We start from the raw sequence: 20,637 nt of genomic DNA, 5'->3' as shown, positions 1-20,637 counted from the left end.
CCCCGAATCCAACCCTTTGTACCAACTGAAAAAAGGAAATGCCATGACCCACAAAACCGATGCCCAAATCGCCCGCGAGGCCGACATCCGCCCCATAGCCGAAATCGCCGCCAAACTCGGCATTGCCGCCGACAGACTCGAACCCTACGGCCGCTACAAAGCCAAAATCAACCCCGCCGACGCATTCGGCCTGCCCGACAAAAAAGGCCGCCTGATTCTGGTTACCGCCATCAACCCCACGCCCGCCGGCGAAGGCAAAACCACCATCACCATCGGCCTGGCCGACGCACTCAACCGCATCGGCAAAACCGCCGCCGTCGCCATGCGCGAGCCATCTCTCGGCCCCGTATTCGGCATCAAAGGCGGCGCGGCCGGCGGCGGCTATTCCCAAGTGCTGCCGATGGAAGACATCAACCTCCACTTCACCGGCGACTTCCACGCCATCGGCGCGGCCAACAACCTCCTGGCCGCCATGCTCGACAACCACATCTACCAGGGCAACGCGCTCAACATCGACCCCAAACGCATCCTGTGGCGGCGCGCGGTGGACATGAACGACCGCCAGTTGCGCAACATCATCAGCGGCAACGGCAAGCCCACCGACGGCGTGCTGCGTCCCGACGGCTTCGACATCACCGTTGCCAGCGAAGTCATGGCCGTCTTCTGCCTTGCCCGCGACCTGGCCGATTTGAAAGAACGCCTCGGCAACATGCTGGTTGCCTACGCCAAAGACGGCAGCCCCGTTTTCGCCCGCGACCTCAACGCCCACGGCGCAATGGCCGCCCTCCTCAAAGACGCGCTCAAACCCAACCTCGTGCAAACCATAGGCGGCACCCCCGCCTTCGTCCACGGCGGCCCCTTCGCCAACATCGCCCACGGCTGCAACTCCGTAACCGCCACCCGCCTCGCCCTGCATCTGGCCGACTATGCCGTAACCGAAGCCGGCTTCGGCGCGGATTTGGGCGCGGAAAAATTCTGCGACATCAAATGCCGCCTCTCCGGCCTCAAACCCGATGCCGCCGTCGTCGTCGCCACCGTCCGCGCCCTCAAATACAACGGCGGCGTACCCAAAGACCAGCTCGGCGCGGAAAACCTCGAAGCCCTCGAACGCGGCCTGGCCAACCTGCTGCGCCACATCCGCAACCTCAAAACCGTATTCGGCCTGCCCGTCGTCGTGGCACTCAACCGCTTCGTTTCCGACACCGATGCCGAACTCGCCCTCATTCAGACGGCCTGCCGGCAACACGGCGCAGAAGCCGCCCTTGCCGAAGTGTGGGCGCACGGCGGCGCAGGCGGCGAAGACCTCGCCCGCAAAGTTGTGGCCGCCGTCGAAGCCCAAAACGGCAATTTCTCCTACGCCTACGACACCGCCGACAGCATCCCCGACAAAATCCGCGCCATCGCCACCAAAATCTACGGCGCAGCCGATGTCGCATTCAGCGCGGAAGCCCGTGCCGAAATCGCATCGCTGGAAAAACTGGGGCTGGACAAACTGCCCGTGTGCGTCGCCAAAACCCAATACTCGTTCAGCGACGACCCCAAACTCCTCGGCTGCCCCGAAGGCTTCACCATCACCGTGCGCAGCCTCACCCTCTCCGCCGGCGCAGGCTTCATCGTTGCCGTCTGCGGCAGCATCATGAAAATGCCCGGCCTGCCCAAAGTCCCCTCGGCCGAAAAAATCGATGTGGACGCGGAAGGAAACATTACCGGCCTGTTCTAAACCCCCGCCGGCAAAGAGGCCGTCTGAAAAACGCAATCCGTGTTTTAACTTCGTTGAAGCCGCGTTCAGACGGCCTTTTCCGTTTGTCCCGCCAAATCCCGCGTAGGGTGTGTCGCACAGCGACGCACGCGTTCCCCACCGCAGCACAACAGGCCGTCTGAAAACCGCAAACAGCATTTCGGATACTCGGAATCCGTGTTTCAGACGGCCTTTTCACATCTTTCGAATACCGCTTATCGCACAAATCCAACGCCCGATAAAAAAATTTGACAAATAAAATTTGCAAAATTCCGTTTTCCAGTGCATAATCCGCGCCCATACCGACAGCAAAACCCGCAGTTCTTAATCCCTGCGGCGCAAGCCGCCCTCCCTGCTGCGGGAAGCCTTTTGTTTTTGTGTATTCTCTCTGTTTTGCGCCCTCTTTCCCGAGGGCGTTTTTTTATCTGCAGGCCAAACGGCGGGCGGCCTATTAAATCCGTTCATACGCAAAGCCAAAATAACTCGTTTGCCTATTACCGCCGGACAAGGCAAGATGGCATCATGACGTTTTTTTCCACATTCCCCGAAAAATCAGGAGACAACCATGACCACATTCCACCTATCCGGCTACCCGCGCATCGGCGCGAAACGCGAGCTGAAATTTGCCGTCGAAGGCTTTTGGAAAGGCGCAAAAAGCGAAGCCGAGCTGCGTGAAACCGCTGCCGGAATCCGCCGTCTGAACTGGGCGGCGCAAAAAGCTGCCGGTGCGGATCTGCTGCCGGTGGGCGATTTTTCGTTTTACGACCATGTTTTGGACCTGCTGTGCACTTTGGGCGCGATTCCGAAACGCTTCGGTTTCGACGCGGCCAACCTGAGCCTGCAAGAATATTTCCAACTGGCACGCGGCAACGCCACCCAGTTTGCCATGGAAATGACCAAGTGGTTCGATACCAACTACCACTACATCGTACCCGAATGGCACGCCGACACCGAGTTTTCGGTTAACGCCCAAAACCTGATTGCCCAAATCAAAGAAGCCAAAGCGCAAGGCTACGACATCAAGCCCACGCTGATCGGCCCCGTTACCCTGTTGTGGTTGGGCAAAGCCAAAGACGAAAACTTCAAACGCATCAGCCTGCTGCCCAAGCTGGTGGCCGCCTATGCCCAACTGCTGCGCGAACTGGCTGCCGAAGGCGTGGACTGGATTCAGATCGACGAGCCGATTTTGGCCGCCGATGCCGACGAAAACTGGATCAAAGCCGTTGAAACCGCTTATAAAGAGCTGGGCAACACCGGCGTGCGCATCATTATCGGCACTTATTTCGCTTCGGTTGCCGAGCATCTGAACCTGCTCAAATCCCTGCCCGTACACGGCGTGCACATCGACTGCGTGCGTGCGCCCGAGCAGTTGGCCGTGTTTGCCGATGCCTGGCCGGAAAACAAAGTTTTGTCGGTCGGCCTGATCGACGGCCGCAACGTATGGCGCGCCAACCTGAGCAAAGTCATCGACACGCTCAAACCCGTTCAGGAAAAACTGGGCAACAATCTGTGGATCGCGCCGAGCTGCTCGCTGCTGCACAGCCCGCAGGATTTGGCCGTCGAAGAAAAACTCGACAGCGAAATCAAATCATGGATGGCGTTTGCCGCGCAAAAACTGGTTGAGCTGGGTGTGGTGAAACAAGCACTGGCACACGGCAAAGACAGCGTGAAAGAGGCTGTTGCCGCTTCCGATGCCGCCGCCGCCGACCGCGCCACCAACAAAAAAATCCACAATGAAGCCGTACAAAAACGCGTGGCCGACCTGCCCAAAGGTGCGGATCAGCGCAAATCGCCGTTTGCCGAGCGCATCAAAGCCCAACAGGCTTGGATGAAACTGCCCGTGCTGCCCACCACCACCATCGGTTCGTTCCCGCAAACCGCCGAAATCCGCCAAGCCCGCGCCGCCTTCAAAAAAGGCGAGTTGAGTGCTGCCGATTACGATGCGGCGATGAAAAAAGAAATCGCCTACTGTGTTGAAGTGCAGGAAAAACTGGAACTCGACGTGCCGGTACACGGCGAAGCCGAGCGCAACGATATGGTCGAATACTTCGGCGAACAGCTTGCCGGCTACTGCTTCACCCAGTTCGGCTGGGTGCAGAGCTACGGCAGCCGCTGCGTGAAGCCGCCTGTGATTTTCGGCGACGTTTCCCGCCCCGAGCCGATGACCGTTTATTGGTCTGCCTACGCGCAAAGCCTGACCAAACGCCCGATGAAAGGCATGCTCACCGGCCCCGTTACCATGTACAAATGGTCGTTTGTACGCGACGACGTGCCTTTGAGCCTCGTGGCCAAGCAAATCGCACTGGCCTTGAACGACGAAGTGTTGGATTTGGAAAAAGCCGGCATCAAGGTCATCCAAATCGACGAACCGGCCATCCGCGAAGCCATGCCGCTGAAAAAAGCGCAATGGGACGGATTCTTGGCTTGGGCGTGCGAAGCCTTCCGCCTGTCCAGCACCGGCGCAGAAGACAGCACCCAAATCCACACCCATATGTGCTACTCGGAGTTTAACGACATCCTTCCCGCCATCGCCAGCATGGATGCCGACGTAATCACCATCGAAACCTCGCGCTCCGATATGGAACTGCTGACCGCGTTCGGCGACTTCAAATACCCCAACGACATCGGCCCGGGCGTATACGACATCCACAGCCCGCGCGTACCGACTGCCGCAGAAGTGGAAAAACTGCTGCGCAAAGCCATGGAAGTCGTGCCGGTAGAGCGTTTGTGGGTCAACCCCGACTGCGGCCTGAAAACACGCGGTTGGAAAGAAACCATCGAGCAGCTTGAAGTGATGATGGAAGTTACCAAAAAACTGCGTGCCGAATTGGCGAAATAAGTTTCTGCCGCACGGCAAAGGCCGTCTGAAAACCTGTTTTAGGGTTTTCAGACGGCCTCTGTCTTTTGTCCCGCCGAATCCTGCGCAGGGCGTGCCGCCCGGGCGAAGCATGCGGATTTGCGGATTTGCCGGATAGGCTTCCTGTCAAACCAAAGAATGCGTGCGTGGCGGAGCCACACACCCTACTTGGCGGCAGAGGCCGTCTGAAAACCTCAAGCGGCATTTCGGATGAGCCGAATCCGTGTTTTCACTTCGTTGAAGCTGCGCTTTCAGACGGCCTCTGTTCCCTCTCCCGCCTGCGGGGGCGGGTTAGGGTGGGGGCTGTTGCCGTTTCGGCTGCGCTTGCGGGCGGGAAAGCAGTTTTGCAAACCGCCCCCTCCCCGACCCGACCCCGAGCGGGCGCAGGGGGAGAGCGGGTTTGCGGCGGATTCTTCGGTTTCAGACGGCCTCTGCGCCGTCCCACACTTCCAGCACCGCATCGCGCATCAGCTGCAGGGCGGGATCCTGCCCGTATTCGTCGAGATAGACGAAGTGCAGGGGAAGCTGCTGCTCAAATTCGTCGATTAGGGCAATGGGGCTGCCCTGCCGCTGCGCAGCCTGCGCGCTGTGCTTGGGTACCATCGCCAGGCCGATGCCGTCGGCGGCCAGGCCGATAATGGCTTGGGGATAGTCGCAGATAATCTGCTTTTTCGGGGTGAGCTTGTGGCGGTGCCAAAACTGTTGCAGGTTTTTGTGGCTGCCGGACACGCCGGACATTTCAATCCAAGTGTAGCCGTTGAGGCTGCGCGGCAGGCCGCTGCGCAGGCTTTTTTCGTCGTCGGTGTGGCAGATGAGGGAGTAGGCGATGTGTTCCAGCGGGATGCTTTGCAGAGTACGCTGGTCGAGGCTGCCGAGGAAGAAGCCGCCGTGCAGGCGTTTGGCAAGGATGCGGCTGAGAATTTCGCCGCTCATGCCGTATTGGATATGGAGCTGGATATTGGGTTCGCGGCGGGTGAGGCTGCGGGTAAGGCGGCTGACTTTGGCGGGAAAGATGGGGTGGATGAGGCCGAGTCGGGCGTGGCAGACATAGTTTTCGGACAGGGTTTGCGCGAAGGTTTCGAGGCGGTGTTTGTGCTGCAATAACTCTTCGGCTTCGGGCAGCAGCACTTCGCCGGCGCGGGTCAGCGTCATGCCGCTGTTGGTACGGGTAAAAAGGGTAGTGCCGACATCGGCTTCGAGGGCTTTGATTTGGGCGGACACGGCGGGCTGGGAGAGAAAGAGTTTCTCGGCGGCCTGAGTCAGGTTTTTGGTGTGGGCGACGGTGATGAAAGCGCGCAGTTGGTTGATGTCCATGCGGGTATTCCTTTTTCCTTTGCAGTCTGCTTTTGGTTGGGGCGGTTCGAAAGCGGAAATCCTGTTTTCAGACGGCCTTTCTGTAAATTTTGCTTTTCGTTTTTTAACACAAACAAGGGCGGCAGGTAAAGCCGATTTTATAAAAAACATTTTGTAATTCAAGATGAAAACTCTGTGTTATTTGCGGCGCGGATGCGGGTTATCAAAAAATAATATTAGCCCGCCTGCTCCGCGCTTGTTTATAAATCGGGGCAGGGCGGGGCTTTGCCGTTTGCAGGCCGTCCCGCCCGCAACCATCCGAACAATCAATATCGAAGAGGAGCAAAACTATGAATACGAAAAATACGGATCAAAAAGCCCGCCAGGAGCAGGAAAAGGCGCGGGCGGCGCGGGTGCTGGCGCATCCGGCCTTCCGCGCGATGGCGCGGCAGAAAGCATGGCTGGGCTGGGGCTTTTCGATCTCGGTGTTTGCCGTGTACACCGCCTATATTTGGATTATCGGCACTTCGCCCCAAACGCTGGCAGCCAAAGTGTCGCCCGGCGGGGTAACGACTTGGGGCATCTGGGTCGGGATGTTTGTGATTGTGTTTTCCTTCCTGATTACGCTGGTGTATGTGTGGCTGGCCAACGGCAAGTTTGAAGAAATGACACAGGAAGCGGTACGCGAAACTTTGTCGGGAGAAAAATAAAATGAGAAACCAAAAATTCATCTTTCCCGCCTTGGCGGCACTCTGCTCCGGCTCTCTGTGGGCGGACGCGTTTACCGGCGAAGTGGAAAAACAGGCGACCAACTGGACGGCCGTGATTATGTTCTTCATCTTCGTGGGCGCAACGCTGTGGATTACCAAGTGGGCGGCGAAGAAAAACCGTTCCTCCAAAGACTTCTACACCGCCGGCGGCGGCATCACCGGCTTTCAAAACGGGCTGGCGATTGCGGGGGACTTTATGTCGGCCGCATCGTTTTTGGGCATTTCGGCCATGGTGTTCACCTCCGGCTACGACGGCCTGATTTATTCCACCGGCTTTCTGGTGGGCTGGCCGCTGGTACTGTTTCTGGTGGCCGAACGGCTGCGCAACCTCGGCCAGTTTACCTTTGCCGACGTGGCGGCCTACCGCCTGAAACAAACGCCGGTGCGCCTGTTTGCCGCTTCGGGCTCGCTTTTGGTGGTGATGCTCTACCTCATTGCGCAGGTAGTGGGCGCGGGCAAACTGATCCAGCTTTTGTTCGGCATGGACTATCTTTGGGCAGTGCTGATTGTCGGCGCGCTGATGGTGGCCTACGTGCTGTTCGGCGGTATGCTGGCGACAACCTGGGTGCAGATGATCAAGGCCGTGCTGCTGTTGGGCGGCGCAACCTTCATGGCCTTTATGGTGCTGTACGCCAGCGGCTTCAGCATGGAAGCCATGTTCCAAAAAGCGGCCGACACCCACACCAAGGGCGAAGCCATCCTCGCGCCCGGCGGCCTGGTGAAAAACCCGATCGACGCGCTCTCGCTCGGCTTCGCGCTGATGTTCGGCACCGCCGGCCTGCCGCACATCCTGATGCGTTTCTTTACCGTGCCCGATGCCCGCGAAGCCCGCAAATCGGTGGTGGTTGCCACCGGCTTCATCGGCTACTTCTACCTGCTGACCTTCATCATCGGCTTTGGCGCGATTATCTTCCTGACCAATAATCCGTCGTTTTTCAAAGCAGTAGTCAAAGACGGGCACACCGTATACGAAATGATCGGTGGCACCAATATGGCGGCGGTACACCTTTCCGCAGCCGTCGGCGGCAACCTGCTGCTGGGCTTTATTTCCGCCGTGGCCTTCGCCACCATTTTGGCGGTGGTGGCCGGACTGACCCTCTCGGGCGCGTCCGCCGTCAGCCACGACATCTACTCTTCGGTTATCCGCAAAGGCCGCGCCCTGCCCAAAGAGGAAATGCGCGTTTCCCGTGCCGCCACCTTGGGCTTGGGCGTGCTGGCCATCATCTTCGGCGTGGCCTTTGAAAACCAAAACGTCGCCTTTATGGTCGGCCTTGCCTTCGCCGTAGCCGCTTCGGCCAACTTCCCCGTGCTGATGCTCAGCATGTTCTGGCGCGGCCTGACCACGCGCGGCGCAGTGGCCGGCGGCTTTGCCGGACTCATCGGAGCACTGGTGCTGATCGTCCTCGGCCCCACCGTATGGGTGAGCGTGCTGCACCACGAAAGCGCGATTTTCCCCTACGGCAACCCCGCCCTGTTTACCATCCCGCTGGCGTTTGTGGTTGCATGGCTGGTGTCCGTATTCGACAAATCCGAACGCGCCGCCGAAGACAAAGAAGGCTTCGACGCACAATACGTCCGCTCGATGACCGGCATCGGCGCGGCCGGAGCATCGGACCACTAAACCGCACCCCCGCACCACAGAGGCCGTCTGAAAAACGCTTTTCAGACGGCCTCCGTGTTTGCCACCGCCGCCAAAACTGTTTATGTTTACATAGTGGAATAAAATAGAAAAAACAAAACCACAGATTTTTTATCTTGCACCGCCGCCCGCCACAAGGAAAAACGCCATGTCCCTGCACGACAAACTGCCCGATCCCGCCCTGCCCGAAGCCGCCCGCCGCGACATATACGCCCGCGAAAGCTACCACCTGCTGAAAATCATGTCCGAATTTCTCGAAGCAGGCGAAGAGCTGCGCGCCATCCGTCCCGCCGTCAGCATCTACGGCAGCGCGCGCACCCCGCCAAGCCACCCCGACTACCTCTTGGCCGAAACCATCGCCCGCAAGCTCTCCGACGCGGGCTTCGCCGTCATCTCCGGCGGCGGCCCCGGCATTATGGAAGCCGCCAACAAAGGCGCGTTTGCCGGACACAGCCCCGCCGTCGGCCTCAACATCGTCCTGCCCCACGAACAGCACGCCAACCCCTATCAGGATCTGTCGGTCAAATTCCAACACTTCTTCCCGCGCAAAGTCATGTTCGTCAAACACGCCGTTGCCTACATCGTGATGCCCGGCGGCTTCGGCACCCTCGACGAACTCTTCGAAAGCCTCACCCTCGTGCAAACCGGCAAAACCCCCCACCGCCCCGTCATCCTCGTCGGCCGCAGCTTCTGGCAGGGGCTTTGCGACTGGATACACAGCCGGCTGCTCGAACGCGGCTTCATCGCCCCGTCCGACGCAGAACTGTTTGAAATCATCGACGATGCCGACGAAATCGTCGAACGCATCTTCCGCCACTACGCCAACTGCACCGACGGCTTCTGCGTCAATCCCAAAGCCAACTGGGAACTCGGCCTCTAAACCCCCCGCAGGCCGTCTGAAACCGCCTGCGGCACGAAAGGAAAACCATGCAGCCCAAACTCATCATCTTCGACTGGGACGGCACCCTCGCCGACACCGCCGCCCCCCTTATCGACACCCTGCGCGAAACCTTCTACGAATGCGGCCTGCCCAAGCCCGAGCCCGAACGCATCCGCAACCTCGCCGGCTACTCCCTCGTCCGCATCGTCCGCACCCTCGCCCCCCATGCGGGCGAACACAAACAGGAAGAAATCATAGAAGTCTACGCCGCCGCCAGCCTCCACCCCCGCCACTGCGGCACACAACTCTTCCCCGACGCGCTTCCCGTCCTCGACACCCTCCAAGCGCAAGGCTTCGAGCTTGCCGTCGCCACCGGCAAAAGCCGCAGCGGCCTCGAACGCGCCATCGGCGAAAGCGGCACCGCCGCCTACTGGGCGGCCACCGCCACCGCCACCGAATGCCACGCCAAACCCGCCCCCGACATGGTGTACAAAATCTGCGGCGAACTCTGCCTTGCGCCGTCTGAAAGCCTGATTGCCGGCGACACCGTCCACGACCTCGAAATGGCCGCCCACGCCGGCGCGCGCGGCATCGGCATCGCCACCGGCGCACACAGCCCCGACACCTTGCGCAAAGCCCCCAACATCGGTATCTTGCCCGCACTCTCCGCACTGCCCGCCTTCCTGCACACCCTGTAAGGCCGTCTGAAAACAAAACCGCGCGGAAAACCACGGCGCAGTACACATTACCCGCAACCCCCCAACCCACCGGAAACACCATGAGCTTCAAAATCCAACGCGAAGAAGAACAGCGCGACAACACCCAGCAGCAGCACACCCCATCCGCCCCCCGCCAGGAAAGCTGGGAGCGCGACACCCTCTACAAACTCCTCCTCAGCGTCCACAAAGAACAGCGCAGCAGCCGCTTCTGGCGCAACGTCTGGCGCGGCGTAGGCGCAATGCTCTTTGCCGGCACCCTCTTCACCTTCCACAGCTGCACCACCGGCCGCCTTGAAGCCGAAAGCGGCGGCGGCTTCAACAAAATACTCGGCGCGAAACACAAAGAACACACCGCCGTCATCAAACTCAACGGCGTGATCGGCAGCGGCTACCAAGACCAGGTTGCCATGCTGCGCAACGGCCTCGAAGCCGCCTACGCCGACAAAAACGTCAAAGGCATCATCATCCGCGCCAACTCCCCCGGCGGCTCCCCCGTCATCTCCAACACCGCCTTCAACGAAATCCGCCGCCTCAAAGAACAGCACAAAAACATCCCCCTCTACCTCGTTGCCGAAGACATGTGCGCCTCCGGCTGCTACTACATCGCCGCCGCCGCCGACAAAATCTACGCCGACCCGTCCAGCCTCGTCGGCAGCATCGGCGTGATCGGCGGCAGCTTCGACTTTACCGAGCTGATGGACAAACTCGGCATCAAACGCCGCCTGCGCACCGCCGGCAGCAACAAAGGCATGGGCGACCCCTTCTCGCCCGAAACCCCCGAGCAAACCGCCATCTGGCAGAAAATGCTCGACGACATCCACGGCGAATTTATCAACGCCGTCAAAACCGGACGCGGCAGCCGCCTCAAAACCGGCGACCCCGAAATCTTCAGCGGCCGCATCTACACCGGCCTCGAAGCACAGAAAAACGGCCTCATCGACGGCTTCGGCAACATATACAGCGTTGCCCGCGACCAAATCAAAGCCCCCGAACTCGTCGACTACACCCCCGACGAAGACGACCTCGCCCGCGCCATCAGCCGCCGCCTCAACAGCGAAGTGCAAAACCAAGTCCGCCAAAGCCTGCAAAACCTGGACAATAAAGGCTGGTAAACCTGGACAATAAAGGCTGGTAAACCACAAGCAGCAAAAAAGGCCGTCTGAAAATCCGTTTTCAGACGGCCTTTTCCGTTTGCCCCACCGCATCCCGCGTAATCCCACGTAGGGTGTGTCGCCCCAAAGGCGACGCACGCGCTCCCCGCCGCCGCACAAAGGCCGTAGAATCTCCGCAACCGCGTGCGCGGCAGAGCCGCACACCCTACCTTGGAGGCCGTCTGAAAACCGTAAAACGGTATTTCGGACGAGCCGAATCCGTGTTTTCACTTCGTTGAAGCTGCGCTTTCAGACGGCCTCTGTTCCCTCCCGCCTGCGGGGGAGGGTCAGAGTGGGGGCTGTTGCCGCTTCGGCTGCGCTGGCGGGCGGGAAAGCGGTTTGGCAAACCGCCACCCCCTCCCCAGCCCTCCCCCGCGCGGGCGCAGGAGAGGGAGCGGGTTTGCGGCGGATTCTTCGGTTTCAGACGGCCTTTTCCGTTTGCCCCACCGCATCCCGCGTAATCCCGCGTAGGGTGTGTCGCCCCAAAGGCGACGCACGCGTTCCCCGCCGCCGCGCAAAGGCCGTGCAATCTCTGCAACCGCGTGCACGGCAGAGCCGCACACCCTACACAGACTGTCAGCGCGAAACCATGCAAAAGGCCGTCTGAACACCCTGTTTCAGACGGCCTTCCCATTCAGCGCAGCCGCCTGCCCGTTGCCCAATCGGTCATCGTGCTGGGTGTTTTACTGCCGCCGCAGCGTCCCGCCGCCACATACACGCTGCGGCCGAACTGCCGCCGCACCTCCCGCGTGCTGCGGCAGGGGCGTTTGCCCGCACGGTTGCAGGAAGTGGACACCAGCGGCGTGCCCAGCAGGCGGCACAAATCCCGCGCGGCCTCATGAGCCGGCACACGCACCGCCAGAGCGGCCCGCCCCCTGCCGCGCAGCAGCGGCGGCACATTGCGTGCGGCGGGCAGCAGAAAAGTCTGCCGCGCCGGCCAGATGCTTTCCAGCGCGGCGGCATCATCCTCTGCCAAAGGGCGCAACAGCGGCCGCAGACGCGCAAGCGTGTCGCCGACAACAATCATCCCCTTGTGCTGCGGGCGGCGTTTGAGCCGAACCAGGGCTTTGAGTGCTTTGGCATGGTGCGGCAGACAGCCTATGCCAAAGCACGACTCGGTAGGATAGGCCACCAGCCCGCCCCGCCGCAAACGGCTTTTCAGACGGCCTGCTTCTGCGGCGCAAAGAATACGTTTCATGACCCTGCTTTATCGGAAGGAAAACAGCGATTGTACGCTTCGCCGCAGGCTTGCGCAGAACAAGGCCGGGCGGCGGCGGAAAACCCGTTTTCACTTTGTTGGAGCCGCGCCGGTTGGGCGTTGGGTCGGGTTCAGGCTGCGTTTGCCGTTTAGGTAGGGTGTGTGGCTCTGCCACGCACGCGGCTTGTGCCGTATAGCGGCAAGAAGCCGTCTGAAAACCCTGAAAACGCGTGCGTCGCCGGAGCGACACACCCTACGCTCTGTCCGCACGGAGCGTGGTGTTCTGTCATTCGAAACATGAGGCCGTCTGAAAACTGCAAACGGCATTTCGAATAGGCCGAATCCGTGTTTCAGACGGCCTTTATCCCCTCTCCCGCCTGCGGGGGAGGGTTAGGGTGGGGGCTGCTGCCGCTTCGGCTGCGTTTGCGGGCGGAAAAGCGGTTTTGCAAACCGCCACCCCCTCCCCGACCCTCCTCCGCGCGGGCGCAGGGGAGGGAGTGGGTTTGCGGCGGATTCTTCGGGTTTCAGACGGCCTTTTCTGTTTGTCCTGCCGCATCCCGCGTAATCCCGCGTAGGGTGTGTCGCCCCGAGGCGACGCACGCGGATTTGCGGTTTGGTCGGAAAGGCTTCCTGTAAAACAAAGAACGCGTGCGTGGCTGCGCCACACACCCTACCTTGGAGGCCGTCTGAAAAGTGCAGATGCTTTTCAGACGGCCTCTGCTTTGTCTGATGCCGCTTCCTGCGGCTGTTGCTCCGCTGCAAACGCGCCCAAGTCGGCGCGGCGGTCAAACAAGTCTTTCACGGGCATTTGGTGGCTGATGCCGACCACCAGCGTGTCGGGCAGGCTGCGTTTGAGCAGCGAAAGAAGCTGCACGGCGGAAGCGTCGTCGAGCTGGTTGGTGGCTTCGTCGAGAAACAGGATGTCGGGGCGGGCAAGCAGGGCGCGGGCGAGGCTGATGCGCTGCTGTTCGCCGCCGGAAAGGATTTTGTGCCATGCGTCTTCGCTGTGAAGCTGTGTGTCCAGACGGCCCAGGCCGACTTGTTCCAATGCGGCTTGGACTTCGTTTGCGCCGCGCGGCGCGGTGTCGGGGTAGCAGACGAGGTTGTGCAGGCTGTCCTGCGGCAGGTAGGGGCGTTGCGGCAGAAACAGGACGCGGGGGCTGCCCAGCCGGAAGCTGCCGCGATAGTAGGGCCACAGGCCGGCAAGGGTGCGCATCAGGGTGGTTTTGCCGATGCCGCTTCTGCCGTCGAGCAGCAGCCATTGGGCGGACGGGGCGGCGAGCGTGAGGTTTTGCAGCAGGGGGCTGCCGGCGGCGGTGTGGATGCAGAGGTTTGCGGTATCGAGCAGCGGAGGCTGCCGGCTGCCCGCAAGGCCGTCTGAAAGATTGTTTTCAGACGGCCTTAGGCTTTCGTCTTTGTGCAAACCCGCGCCGTCCGTTTTCAGACGGCCTGCGGCGGAATCCGAAAGCCGTTCCCCCGCCTGTGCGGCCTCGGGCTGCCTTTGCGCTTTATCGGCTTCGTCCAAGGCCGTCTGAAAACCGGCCAGACGCTCGACCACGGCGGCCCATTCGATGATGCGTTTGTAGTAGTCCATAAACCAGCCGAAGCCGTCCTGTACGTTGGAAAACGCGCTGCGGGCCTTCATCATGTCGCCGAAGCTCATGGTTTGGGCGAGATACATCGGCAGGGTGGCGATGATGGGGATGAACATGGACAGGCGCAGGTAGGCGGCGGAGAAGCTTTCCAGATAAAACTCGCGCCGTATCAGGCCGCGCCAGTTGTTTGCGATGGCGGCAAAACGGGCGTTCAGGCGGCCTTGTTCGGCCGCTTCGCCGCGATAGAGGGCGATTTGTTCGGCGTGGTCGCGCACGCGCAGGAGTGTGGCGCGGTAGTCGGCTTCGCGGTGCTGGCGTTCGACGTTCAAGGGCTGCAGCTTGCGGCCGATAAGGTGGGTGAGCAGGGTGCAGGCGGCGGAATAGGCCAGCGCGATCCAGACGAGATAGCCTTTGACGGTGAGGCTGTAGCCGGCCAGCGTGAAGCTCTGCACGCCGGAGAGCTGCCACAAAATGGCGACAAACGCGCCGAGTTTGGCGGCGTTCATGATGAAGTATTTGAAAAGGTCGATGCTTTTTTCCGACAGCATGGCGATGTCTTCGGCGATGCGCTGGTCGGGGTTGTCCGGCTCGCCGGACAGTTGCAGGCGGTAGTGTTTTCGGCTGCCGAGCCAGTTTTGCTCGAATTGGCGCGTGAGGTGCGTGCGCCAGCGGAACAGCAGCACTTTGCGCAGCCAGTTGCCGCAGGCGACAAAGGCGGTTACGAGGGCGATATAGACGAGAAATTCCAACACCAGCGCGGGCATGGCCCTGCTGTCGAATGCGGCCAGCGCGTCGTAAAAGGTTTTGTTCCATTCGGTAATCAGCACGCCTACGCGCACGATGGCCAGCGAAAAGCCGACTACGGCGGCAAGCAGCAGCCAGTTGGCCCAGGGATTGCCGCGCCACCAGAACGGGGCGGCGAGGGAGAGGAAGCGGCGGATGGTTTTCATGTTGGGGCTTGGGAAATGGGGATTGCGGCCGTCCGGACGGACATACGGCTCGGCGCGGCGCGGAGGGGCGGGACAAAACAAACAATCTGCGGCTTGGCCGCTTTGCTGTTTTGTTCGGCGGTACAAAGGGGAAAAGGCCGTCTGAAAATCGGTTTTCAGACGGCCTGTTTGCTGCGGTTTAGAACTTGTAGTCCACTTTGAACATCAGGTTGCGCGGTTCGCCGTAGAAGTTGTTGCCGCCGTTGACGCGGGTGCGTTGGTTTTCATAATAGCGGCGGTTGGTCAGGTTGCTGCCGATGAGGGCGAGAGACAGGTTTTCAGACGGCCTGTACTGCACGTTGGCATTCATCAGCATATAGCCGCCCTGCTTCACGTCGGCCAGGCTGCTGGTTTTGCTCTGGATGCTCGCGCCGCCGCCGACCGTCCATTTGCCGTTGCCCACGGGCAGTTTGTAGCTGGTGTAGAGGCGCAGCATGTGGCGCGGGGTGTGTTTGCTGAAATTCAAACCCCTGGTGCGGCTACTGTTTTCGGTTTCCTGATACTTGCTGTTGTTTAGGGTATAACCTGCAAAAAGCTGCCAGTTGTCGTTCAATTTGCCGGAAATTTCGGCATCGATACCTCTGCTGACGACTTTGCCTGAAGGCTCGAAATAAACCCGGTTGGTTGAAAGCTCGGTAAATGCCACGGCACGGTTTTTCTGTTCTACTTGGAACAGGGCGACGGATGTGTTCAGTTTGCGGTTCATCCATTCGCCTTTCCAGCCGATTTCGTAGTTGTTGCCCAGCATCGGCGGCAGGATTTTATAGTTGTAGTCGGTGGAAGACTGCGGCTTGAAGATGCTGGTGTAGCTGGCATACACGCTTTGCTGTTTGGTGATGTCGAAAGTTATGCCGAGATAGGGCACGAAGCGGCTGCGTTTGGCTTCGTCTTTTTTGTCGGTATCGGTATCGGGGCGGTTGTTCCAAATGTCGTAATACGTACCGGAGGAAGATTTCCAGTGCGTCCAGCGCGTGCCGGCGATAATGTGCAGGCGGTCGGTGGGATTGAAGCGCGTACCGAACATCAGGCCGTGCGAGACGATTTTGGAATCGTAGCTCAGGCGGTCGTTGAAATCGGTGTCCCAGTTGGGCGAGGGTACTTCGTTGCCCTGGAAGGTAAACGGATCGTAGCGGGTGCTGTTGCGGATGCGCCGCCACAGGGTGTCGGTGTTTTCATTGGAATAGGTGTAGCCCGCAAACAGGTCGTGGCTTTGGCCGAACAGTTGGTATTTGCCGTTCAGGTTCAGGCCGCCTGAAAACTGGTAGCCTTTGTTTTTGTAGTTTTGCAGGTTGTTTACGGCCAGCGTGCCGCCCGGAGACAGACCCTGATAGGAAGTGGACAAGTTGGTAATCGCGCCGAAACGGCTGTCGGATTTGTTTTTGATGTAGTTCAGACGGCCTGTCAGTTTCCAGTCGTCGTTAAAATGGTGTTCGACTTCGGCAAAGGCGTTGAATTTCTTAAAACGCGCCTCGTTCCAGTTAAAGCCCAGATAAGTATCGCGCGGCAGGCCGGCTTCGGCTCCGTTCAAACCCATCGGAATACCGAAATAGTCGGGCATTTCGGTTTTGTCCTGATACATACCGCCGAAGGTAATTTTGGTGTTTTCGCCGGCATCGGCGTCCATCACGCCGTAAATCAGGCCGCCGTGGCCGTGTACGTCGTCTTTGAAGCTGCGGTTGCGTTCCAATACGGCAACGGCGCGGCCGCGCAGTGTTTTGTTTTCGTTCAGGCTGCCGGAAACGTCGGCTTCGGTACGCAGTCTGCCGAAACGGTCAACCAAAGCCGAGCCTTGGATTTGTCTTTGCGCTGTGGGCTTTTTGCGCACCGCGTTGATCGTGCCGCCCGGCTCGCCGTTGCCCTGTGTCAGGCCGGTTGCGCCGCGCACCACTTCGATATGGTCGTAAATCGCCAAATCGGTCATGCTTTGCGCGTCGCGGTAGGGATTGCCGCTGGCACCTGCGGTAACGGTGGTGGCTACGCCGTCTTCTTCGATACGGTCGATCGGAAAGCCGCGCGAATAGTAGCGGTAGCGGCCGGAATCTTTGACAACGTTCACGCCGGTGGTGGTTTTCAGCGCGTCTTCCATATTGCTGATGCCGCGGTCGTTCAGTTGGGATTTGGTAATCACGCTGACCGACTGCGGGGTTTCCCTCGGACTTAACGCCAAACCGGTGGTGGTGCGCATGGCGGAGGTAGTGTAGCTGTTTTTGTTTTCCGTACGCGTCGAACGGCTCGTGCCGGAAACGGTAACGGTTGCGATGGCGGAGGAAGTGCCGGCATTATCTGCTTCGGATTGGGGGGGGACGGCATTTTCTTGCGCGTAAGCGGCATTTGCCGCGATAAGCAGCGCGGCAAGGGTGCTGAGCTTGAAAGTTTTGCGGTACATTGCTTTCATCCTGAAATGTGTACGGTTGGAAAAAAGGGCGGGGTGGGAAATAAGAAAATTACAAGGCGGCAGACGGCGGGCGGCGGATTCTTGCAGAGGCCGCAGCGGCATTTTGCCGCGCGGGACAAGGGCTCCGCTCCGGCTAAGGTGCCGCAATTGCGTAGATTTCTTATTTTTACCGGCTATAAAATAGCGGGAGCGGATTATACGTTGCGTGAGCCGTTCTCATTTCAAATTTGCATGGAATGAACCGATTATGCGCTTTCGGCGTTGCGCGGATGTAACATTCTTTCTTTTGTTTTCTTGTGAACGAATGCGGATTCCGCCGCGTTTTTTTGGTGTTTTGTTTATTTGTTTCGGATGGCTGTTATGACCTATATCGGGCGTTTTGCCCCCAGCCCGACGGGGCTGCTCCATATCGGCTCGCTGCTGGCCGCGCTGGCTTCCTATGCCGACGCGCGGGCGGCGGGCGGGGCCTGGCTGCTGCGGATGGAGAATTTGGACCCGCCGCGCGAGATGGCGGGGGCGGCGGACGGGATTTTGCGCACGCTCGAGGCGTTCGGTTTCGAGTGGGACGGGGCGGTGGCCTACCAGAGCCGCCGTTATGATATTTATGAAGCGGCTTTGGCGCGTCTGCGGGCGGCGGGTTTGGCCTATCCGTGTTTTTGCAGCCGCAGGGAGTGGCAGGAGGGGGCGCGGACGGGGGCGGACGGCTTGGTTTACGGCGGCCGCTGCCGCGATGCGGCAAAAAGGCCGTCTGAAAACGGAGCGGGCGGGCCGACGGGCGGCAAAAACGGCAAAACGCCGGCTTGGCGGCTGCGCGTGCCGGACGGGGAAATTGCTTTTACCGACCGTGTCGTCGGGCCTTATGCGCAGAATCTGGCGCGGGACATCGGCGATTTTGTGCTGCGCCGTTCGGACGGTTTGTGGGCCTACCAGCTCGCGGTGGTGGCCGACGATGCGGCACAGGGGGTAACGCATGTGGTGCGCGGGCGGGATCTGCTGGTTTCCACGCCGCGCCAGATTTGGCTGCAACGCTGTTTGGGCGTGCCTGTGCCGCAGTATGCGCACCTGCCGCTTTTGGTGAATGCGCAGGGGCAGAAGTGGTCGAAGCAGACGCTGGCTCCCGCGCTGGATCTGACGCGGCGGGAGGCACTGCTGCGGCAGGTGTCGGCTTATCTGAACCTGCCGGCCGCGCCGCAGGTGGACAGGCCGCGCGATTTGCTGGACTGGGCGGCGGCGCATTGGGATATGGCTAAAGTGCCTTGCGCGGAGGTGTGTACGGAGGCCGTCTGAAAACCATGTTTTTTCAGACGGCCTCTGCCGCCAAGGTAGGGTGGCTCGCCACGCACGCGGTTGCGGCTGTTTGCACGGGTTGGAAAAACGGGAAACAATGCCTTTTGCTGCGCTTGGGGAACACGGGAGTCGGTACAGAAAAAAGCAGGCCGTCTGAAAACGGCTTTTCAGACGGCCTTTTGTGTTTCATCGGGCCGTAAAAGCGTTCATAATCGCTTTAATCATTTCTCCAACCGATACCAAAGGAAAACAGCATGGCCGTGAATTATCAGGAAACGGATGCGGGGCAGCTTCTGCCCATAGGCGGCATTGGGATTTTTGTCGGACAGGCGGGCGTGAAAAAGCCGCAACACGACGATCTGACGCTGATTACGCTGGACAAGGGCTGCACCGTCGGCGCGGTGTTCACGCAAAACCGCTTCTGCGCCGCGCCGGTGCGTGTCTGCAAGGCGCATCTGGCGCAGGCGGAACACATCCGCGCGCTGGTGGTCAACACGGGCAACGCCAATGCGGGCACGGGCGAAGAGGGCTACGCGCGGGCGGTGGAAGTGTGCGGAGCAGCGGCGAAGCGGGCGGGCTGCCAAACAAACGAAGTGCTGCCGTTTTCCACCGGCGTAATCCTCGAGCCGCTGCCGGCCGGCAAAATCGCCGCCGCGCTGCCGAAAGCGAAAGAGGCCGACTGGACGGCTGCCGCCCGCGCCATCATGACCACCGACACCATACCCAAAGCCGCCTCGCGTGCCGGACAGGTCGGCGGCAGCCACACCGTCCGCGCCACAGGCATCGCCAAAGGCTCGGGCATGATTCATCCGAACATGGCCACCATGCTCGGCTTTATCGCCACCGACGCGAAAATCTCCCAGCCCGTTTTGCAGCTTCTGACGCAGGAAACTGCCGATATGTCGTTCAACTGCATCTCCGTGGACGGCGACACCAGCACCAACGACAGCTTCGTCATCATCGCCACCGGCAAATGCGGCCAGCAGGAAATCGACAACATCGCCGACCCGCGCTACGGCCAGCTCAAAGAGCTGCTCGGCGGCCTTGCGCTGGAACTGGCGCAGGCCATCGTGCGCGACGGCGAAGGCGCGGGCAAATTCGTTACCATAGAAGTGGCCAACGCCCAAAGCCGCGACGAAGCCAAGCAGATTGCCTACGCCCTTGCCCGCTCGCCGCTGGTCAAAACCGCCTTTTCCGCCTCCGACCCCAATCTCGGCCGGCTGCTCGCCGCCGCAGGCTATGCGGGCGTGCCTTTCGACGAAAACAAGCTGAAAATGTGGCTCGGAGACGTACTCGTTGCCGAAAACGGCGGACGCGCCGCAGGCTACACCGAAGAAGCCGGCCAGCGGATTATGGACGAAGCGGAAATCACCGTGCGCATCGATTTGCAGCGCGGCCGCGAATCGGCCACGGTCTACACCTGCGACCTGACGCACGAATATGTGCGCATCAATGCGGAATACCGCTCTTGAAACATTAAAGAGGCCGTCTGAAAAACCTTTTCAGACGGCCTTTGCTTCCCACTCTGCCAAACCGCCTTTTCAGACGGCCTTTTTTATCGCGAGGCCGTCTGAAAACAAACAAGGAAACCATCATGAAACCCGAAAACACCGTCTGCCTCATCATCGACATCCAAGAACGCCTCACGCCCTCGCTGCACGAAGCCGAACAATTCACCGCCGCCTGCCGCCTGCTGATACAGGGTGTGCAGGCCTTGGACATTCCCGCCATGTTCACCGAGCAATACCCCAAAGGCCTGGGCGCAACCCTGCCCGCCGTGCGCCTGCTGCTGCCCGATGCCCCGCTTGCCGAAAAAACCCGCTTCTCCGCCGCGCCCGCCGCCGAAAGTTTCATCCGCGAAAAACAGGCGCAAAACATCATCCTGATCGGCGCGGAAACCCACATCTGCGTCTTGCAGACCGCGCTCGATCTGAGGTTGCAAGGCATGGGCGTTTACCTGCCCTTCGAGTGCGCCGCCTCGCGCAATCCAGCCAACAAAGCCAACGGCTTGGAACAGATGCGCACCGCCGGTGTTACCGTATGCAGCATAGAAAGCCTGCTGTTTTCGCTAATGGGCGACGCGCAGCACCCCGCCTTCAAAACCATATCCAAACTCATCCGATAGG

Annotated in this window: 14 protein-coding genes; 10 read left to right on the top strand and 4 right to left on the bottom strand. The window is 60.2% G+C overall.

Annotation, left to right across the window (positions count from 1 at the left end):
* Window positions 1-43 precede the first annotated feature (43 nt).
* A complete protein-coding gene (locus DYE40_RS03245) occupies window positions 44-1,720 on the top strand; it encodes a formate--tetrahydrofolate ligase (protein ID WP_115307708.1) in 1,677 nt (558 codons plus the stop codon).
* Between the two features lie 583 nt (window positions 1,721-2,303).
* Window positions 2,304-4,577, top strand: a complete 2,274-nt coding sequence (gene metE / locus DYE40_RS03240; protein WP_115307707.1) for a 5-methyltetrahydropteroyltriglutamate--homocysteine S-methyltransferase — start codon at window positions 2,304-2,306, stop codon at window positions 4,575-4,577.
* Between the two features lie 438 nt (window positions 4,578-5,015).
* On the opposite strand, the gene DYE40_RS03235 is transcribed toward metE, so the two are convergent.
* Window positions 5,016-5,909 (bottom strand): LysR family transcriptional regulator, encoded by an 894-nt coding sequence (locus DYE40_RS03235; protein ID WP_115308263.1) that lies wholly within the window; start codon window positions 5,907-5,909, stop codon window positions 5,016-5,018.
* Window positions 5,910-6,238: 329 nt separating this feature from the next.
* On the opposite strand from DYE40_RS03235, the gene DYE40_RS03230 reads away from it, so the two are divergent.
* From DYE40_RS03230 to DYE40_RS03210, 5 genes are all read left to right on the top strand, one after another.
* Window positions 6,239-6,598: a DUF485 domain-containing protein gene (locus tag DYE40_RS03230; RefSeq protein ID WP_115307706.1), complete on the top strand. Its 360-nt coding sequence runs from the start codon at window positions 6,239-6,241 to the stop codon at window positions 6,596-6,598.
* A gap of 1 nt (window position 6,599) precedes the next feature.
* Window positions 6,600-8,279, top strand: coding sequence for a cation acetate symporter (locus tag DYE40_RS03225; RefSeq protein WP_115307705.1), 1,680 nt, complete (start codon window positions 6,600-6,602; stop codon window positions 8,277-8,279).
* Window positions 8,280-8,445: 166 nt separating this feature from the next.
* Window positions 8,446-9,177, top strand: coding sequence for an LOG family protein (locus tag DYE40_RS03220; RefSeq protein WP_115307704.1), 732 nt, complete (start codon window positions 8,446-8,448; stop codon window positions 9,175-9,177).
* Between the two features lie 47 nt (window positions 9,178-9,224).
* Window positions 9,225-9,875: an HAD hydrolase-like protein gene (locus DYE40_RS03215; RefSeq protein ID WP_115307703.1), complete on the top strand. Its 651-nt coding sequence runs from the start codon at window positions 9,225-9,227 to the stop codon at window positions 9,873-9,875.
* 80 nt (window positions 9,876-9,955) lie between these two features.
* Window positions 9,956-11,008, top strand: coding sequence for a S49 family peptidase (locus DYE40_RS03210; RefSeq protein ID WP_115307702.1), 1,053 nt, complete (start codon window positions 9,956-9,958; stop codon window positions 11,006-11,008).
* Window positions 11,009-11,681: 673 nt separating this feature from the next.
* Here the strand turns inward: DYE40_RS03210 and DYE40_RS03205 are convergent.
* The 3 genes from DYE40_RS03205 to DYE40_RS03195 form a co-directional block, all read right to left on the bottom strand.
* Window positions 11,682-12,245 carry an L-threonylcarbamoyladenylate synthase gene (locus tag DYE40_RS03205; protein WP_115307701.1) on the bottom strand — a complete coding sequence of 188 codons (564 nt, stop codon included), beginning with the start codon at window positions 12,243-12,245 and terminating at the stop codon, window positions 11,682-11,684.
* Between the two features lie 706 nt (window positions 12,246-12,951).
* Window positions 12,952-14,790, bottom strand: a complete 1,839-nt coding sequence (locus tag DYE40_RS03200) for an ABC transporter ATP-binding protein/permease (RefSeq protein WP_115307700.1) — start codon at window positions 14,788-14,790, stop codon at window positions 12,952-12,954.
* Window positions 14,791-14,968: 178 nt separating this feature from the next.
* Window positions 14,969-17,215, bottom strand: a complete 2,247-nt coding sequence (locus DYE40_RS03195; RefSeq protein ID WP_172461197.1) for a TonB-dependent siderophore receptor — start codon at window positions 17,213-17,215, stop codon at window positions 14,969-14,971.
* A gap of 369 nt (window positions 17,216-17,584) precedes the next feature.
* On the opposite strand from DYE40_RS03195, the gene gluQRS reads away from it, so the two are divergent.
* The 3 genes from gluQRS (at window position 17,585) to DYE40_RS03180 (ending at window position 20,636) form a co-directional block, all read left to right on the top strand.
* Window positions 17,585-18,511, top strand: a complete 927-nt coding sequence (gluQRS, locus tag DYE40_RS03190; RefSeq protein ID WP_115307698.1) for a tRNA glutamyl-Q(34) synthetase GluQRS — start codon at window positions 17,585-17,587, stop codon at window positions 18,509-18,511.
* 254 nt (window positions 18,512-18,765) lie between these two features.
* Window positions 18,766-19,983: a bifunctional glutamate N-acetyltransferase/amino-acid acetyltransferase ArgJ gene (argJ, locus tag DYE40_RS03185; protein ID WP_115307697.1), complete on the top strand. Its 1,218-nt coding sequence runs from the start codon at window positions 18,766-18,768 to the stop codon at window positions 19,981-19,983.
* A 122-nt stretch (window positions 19,984-20,105) separates the two neighbouring features.
* On the top strand, window positions 20,106-20,636 hold the full coding sequence (locus DYE40_RS03180) for an isochorismatase family protein (protein WP_115307696.1): 531 nt from the start codon (window positions 20,106-20,108) through the stop codon (window positions 20,634-20,636).
* The last annotated feature ends 1 nt before the right edge of the window (window position 20,637 follow it).

This window comes from Kingella potus (assembly GCF_900451175.1).
Lineage (GTDB): Bacteria > Pseudomonadota > Gammaproteobacteria > Burkholderiales > Neisseriaceae > Neisseria > Neisseria potus.
The sequence above is the reverse complement of the archived record's forward strand: the minus strand, read 5'-3'. Positions and strand labels throughout refer to the sequence as shown.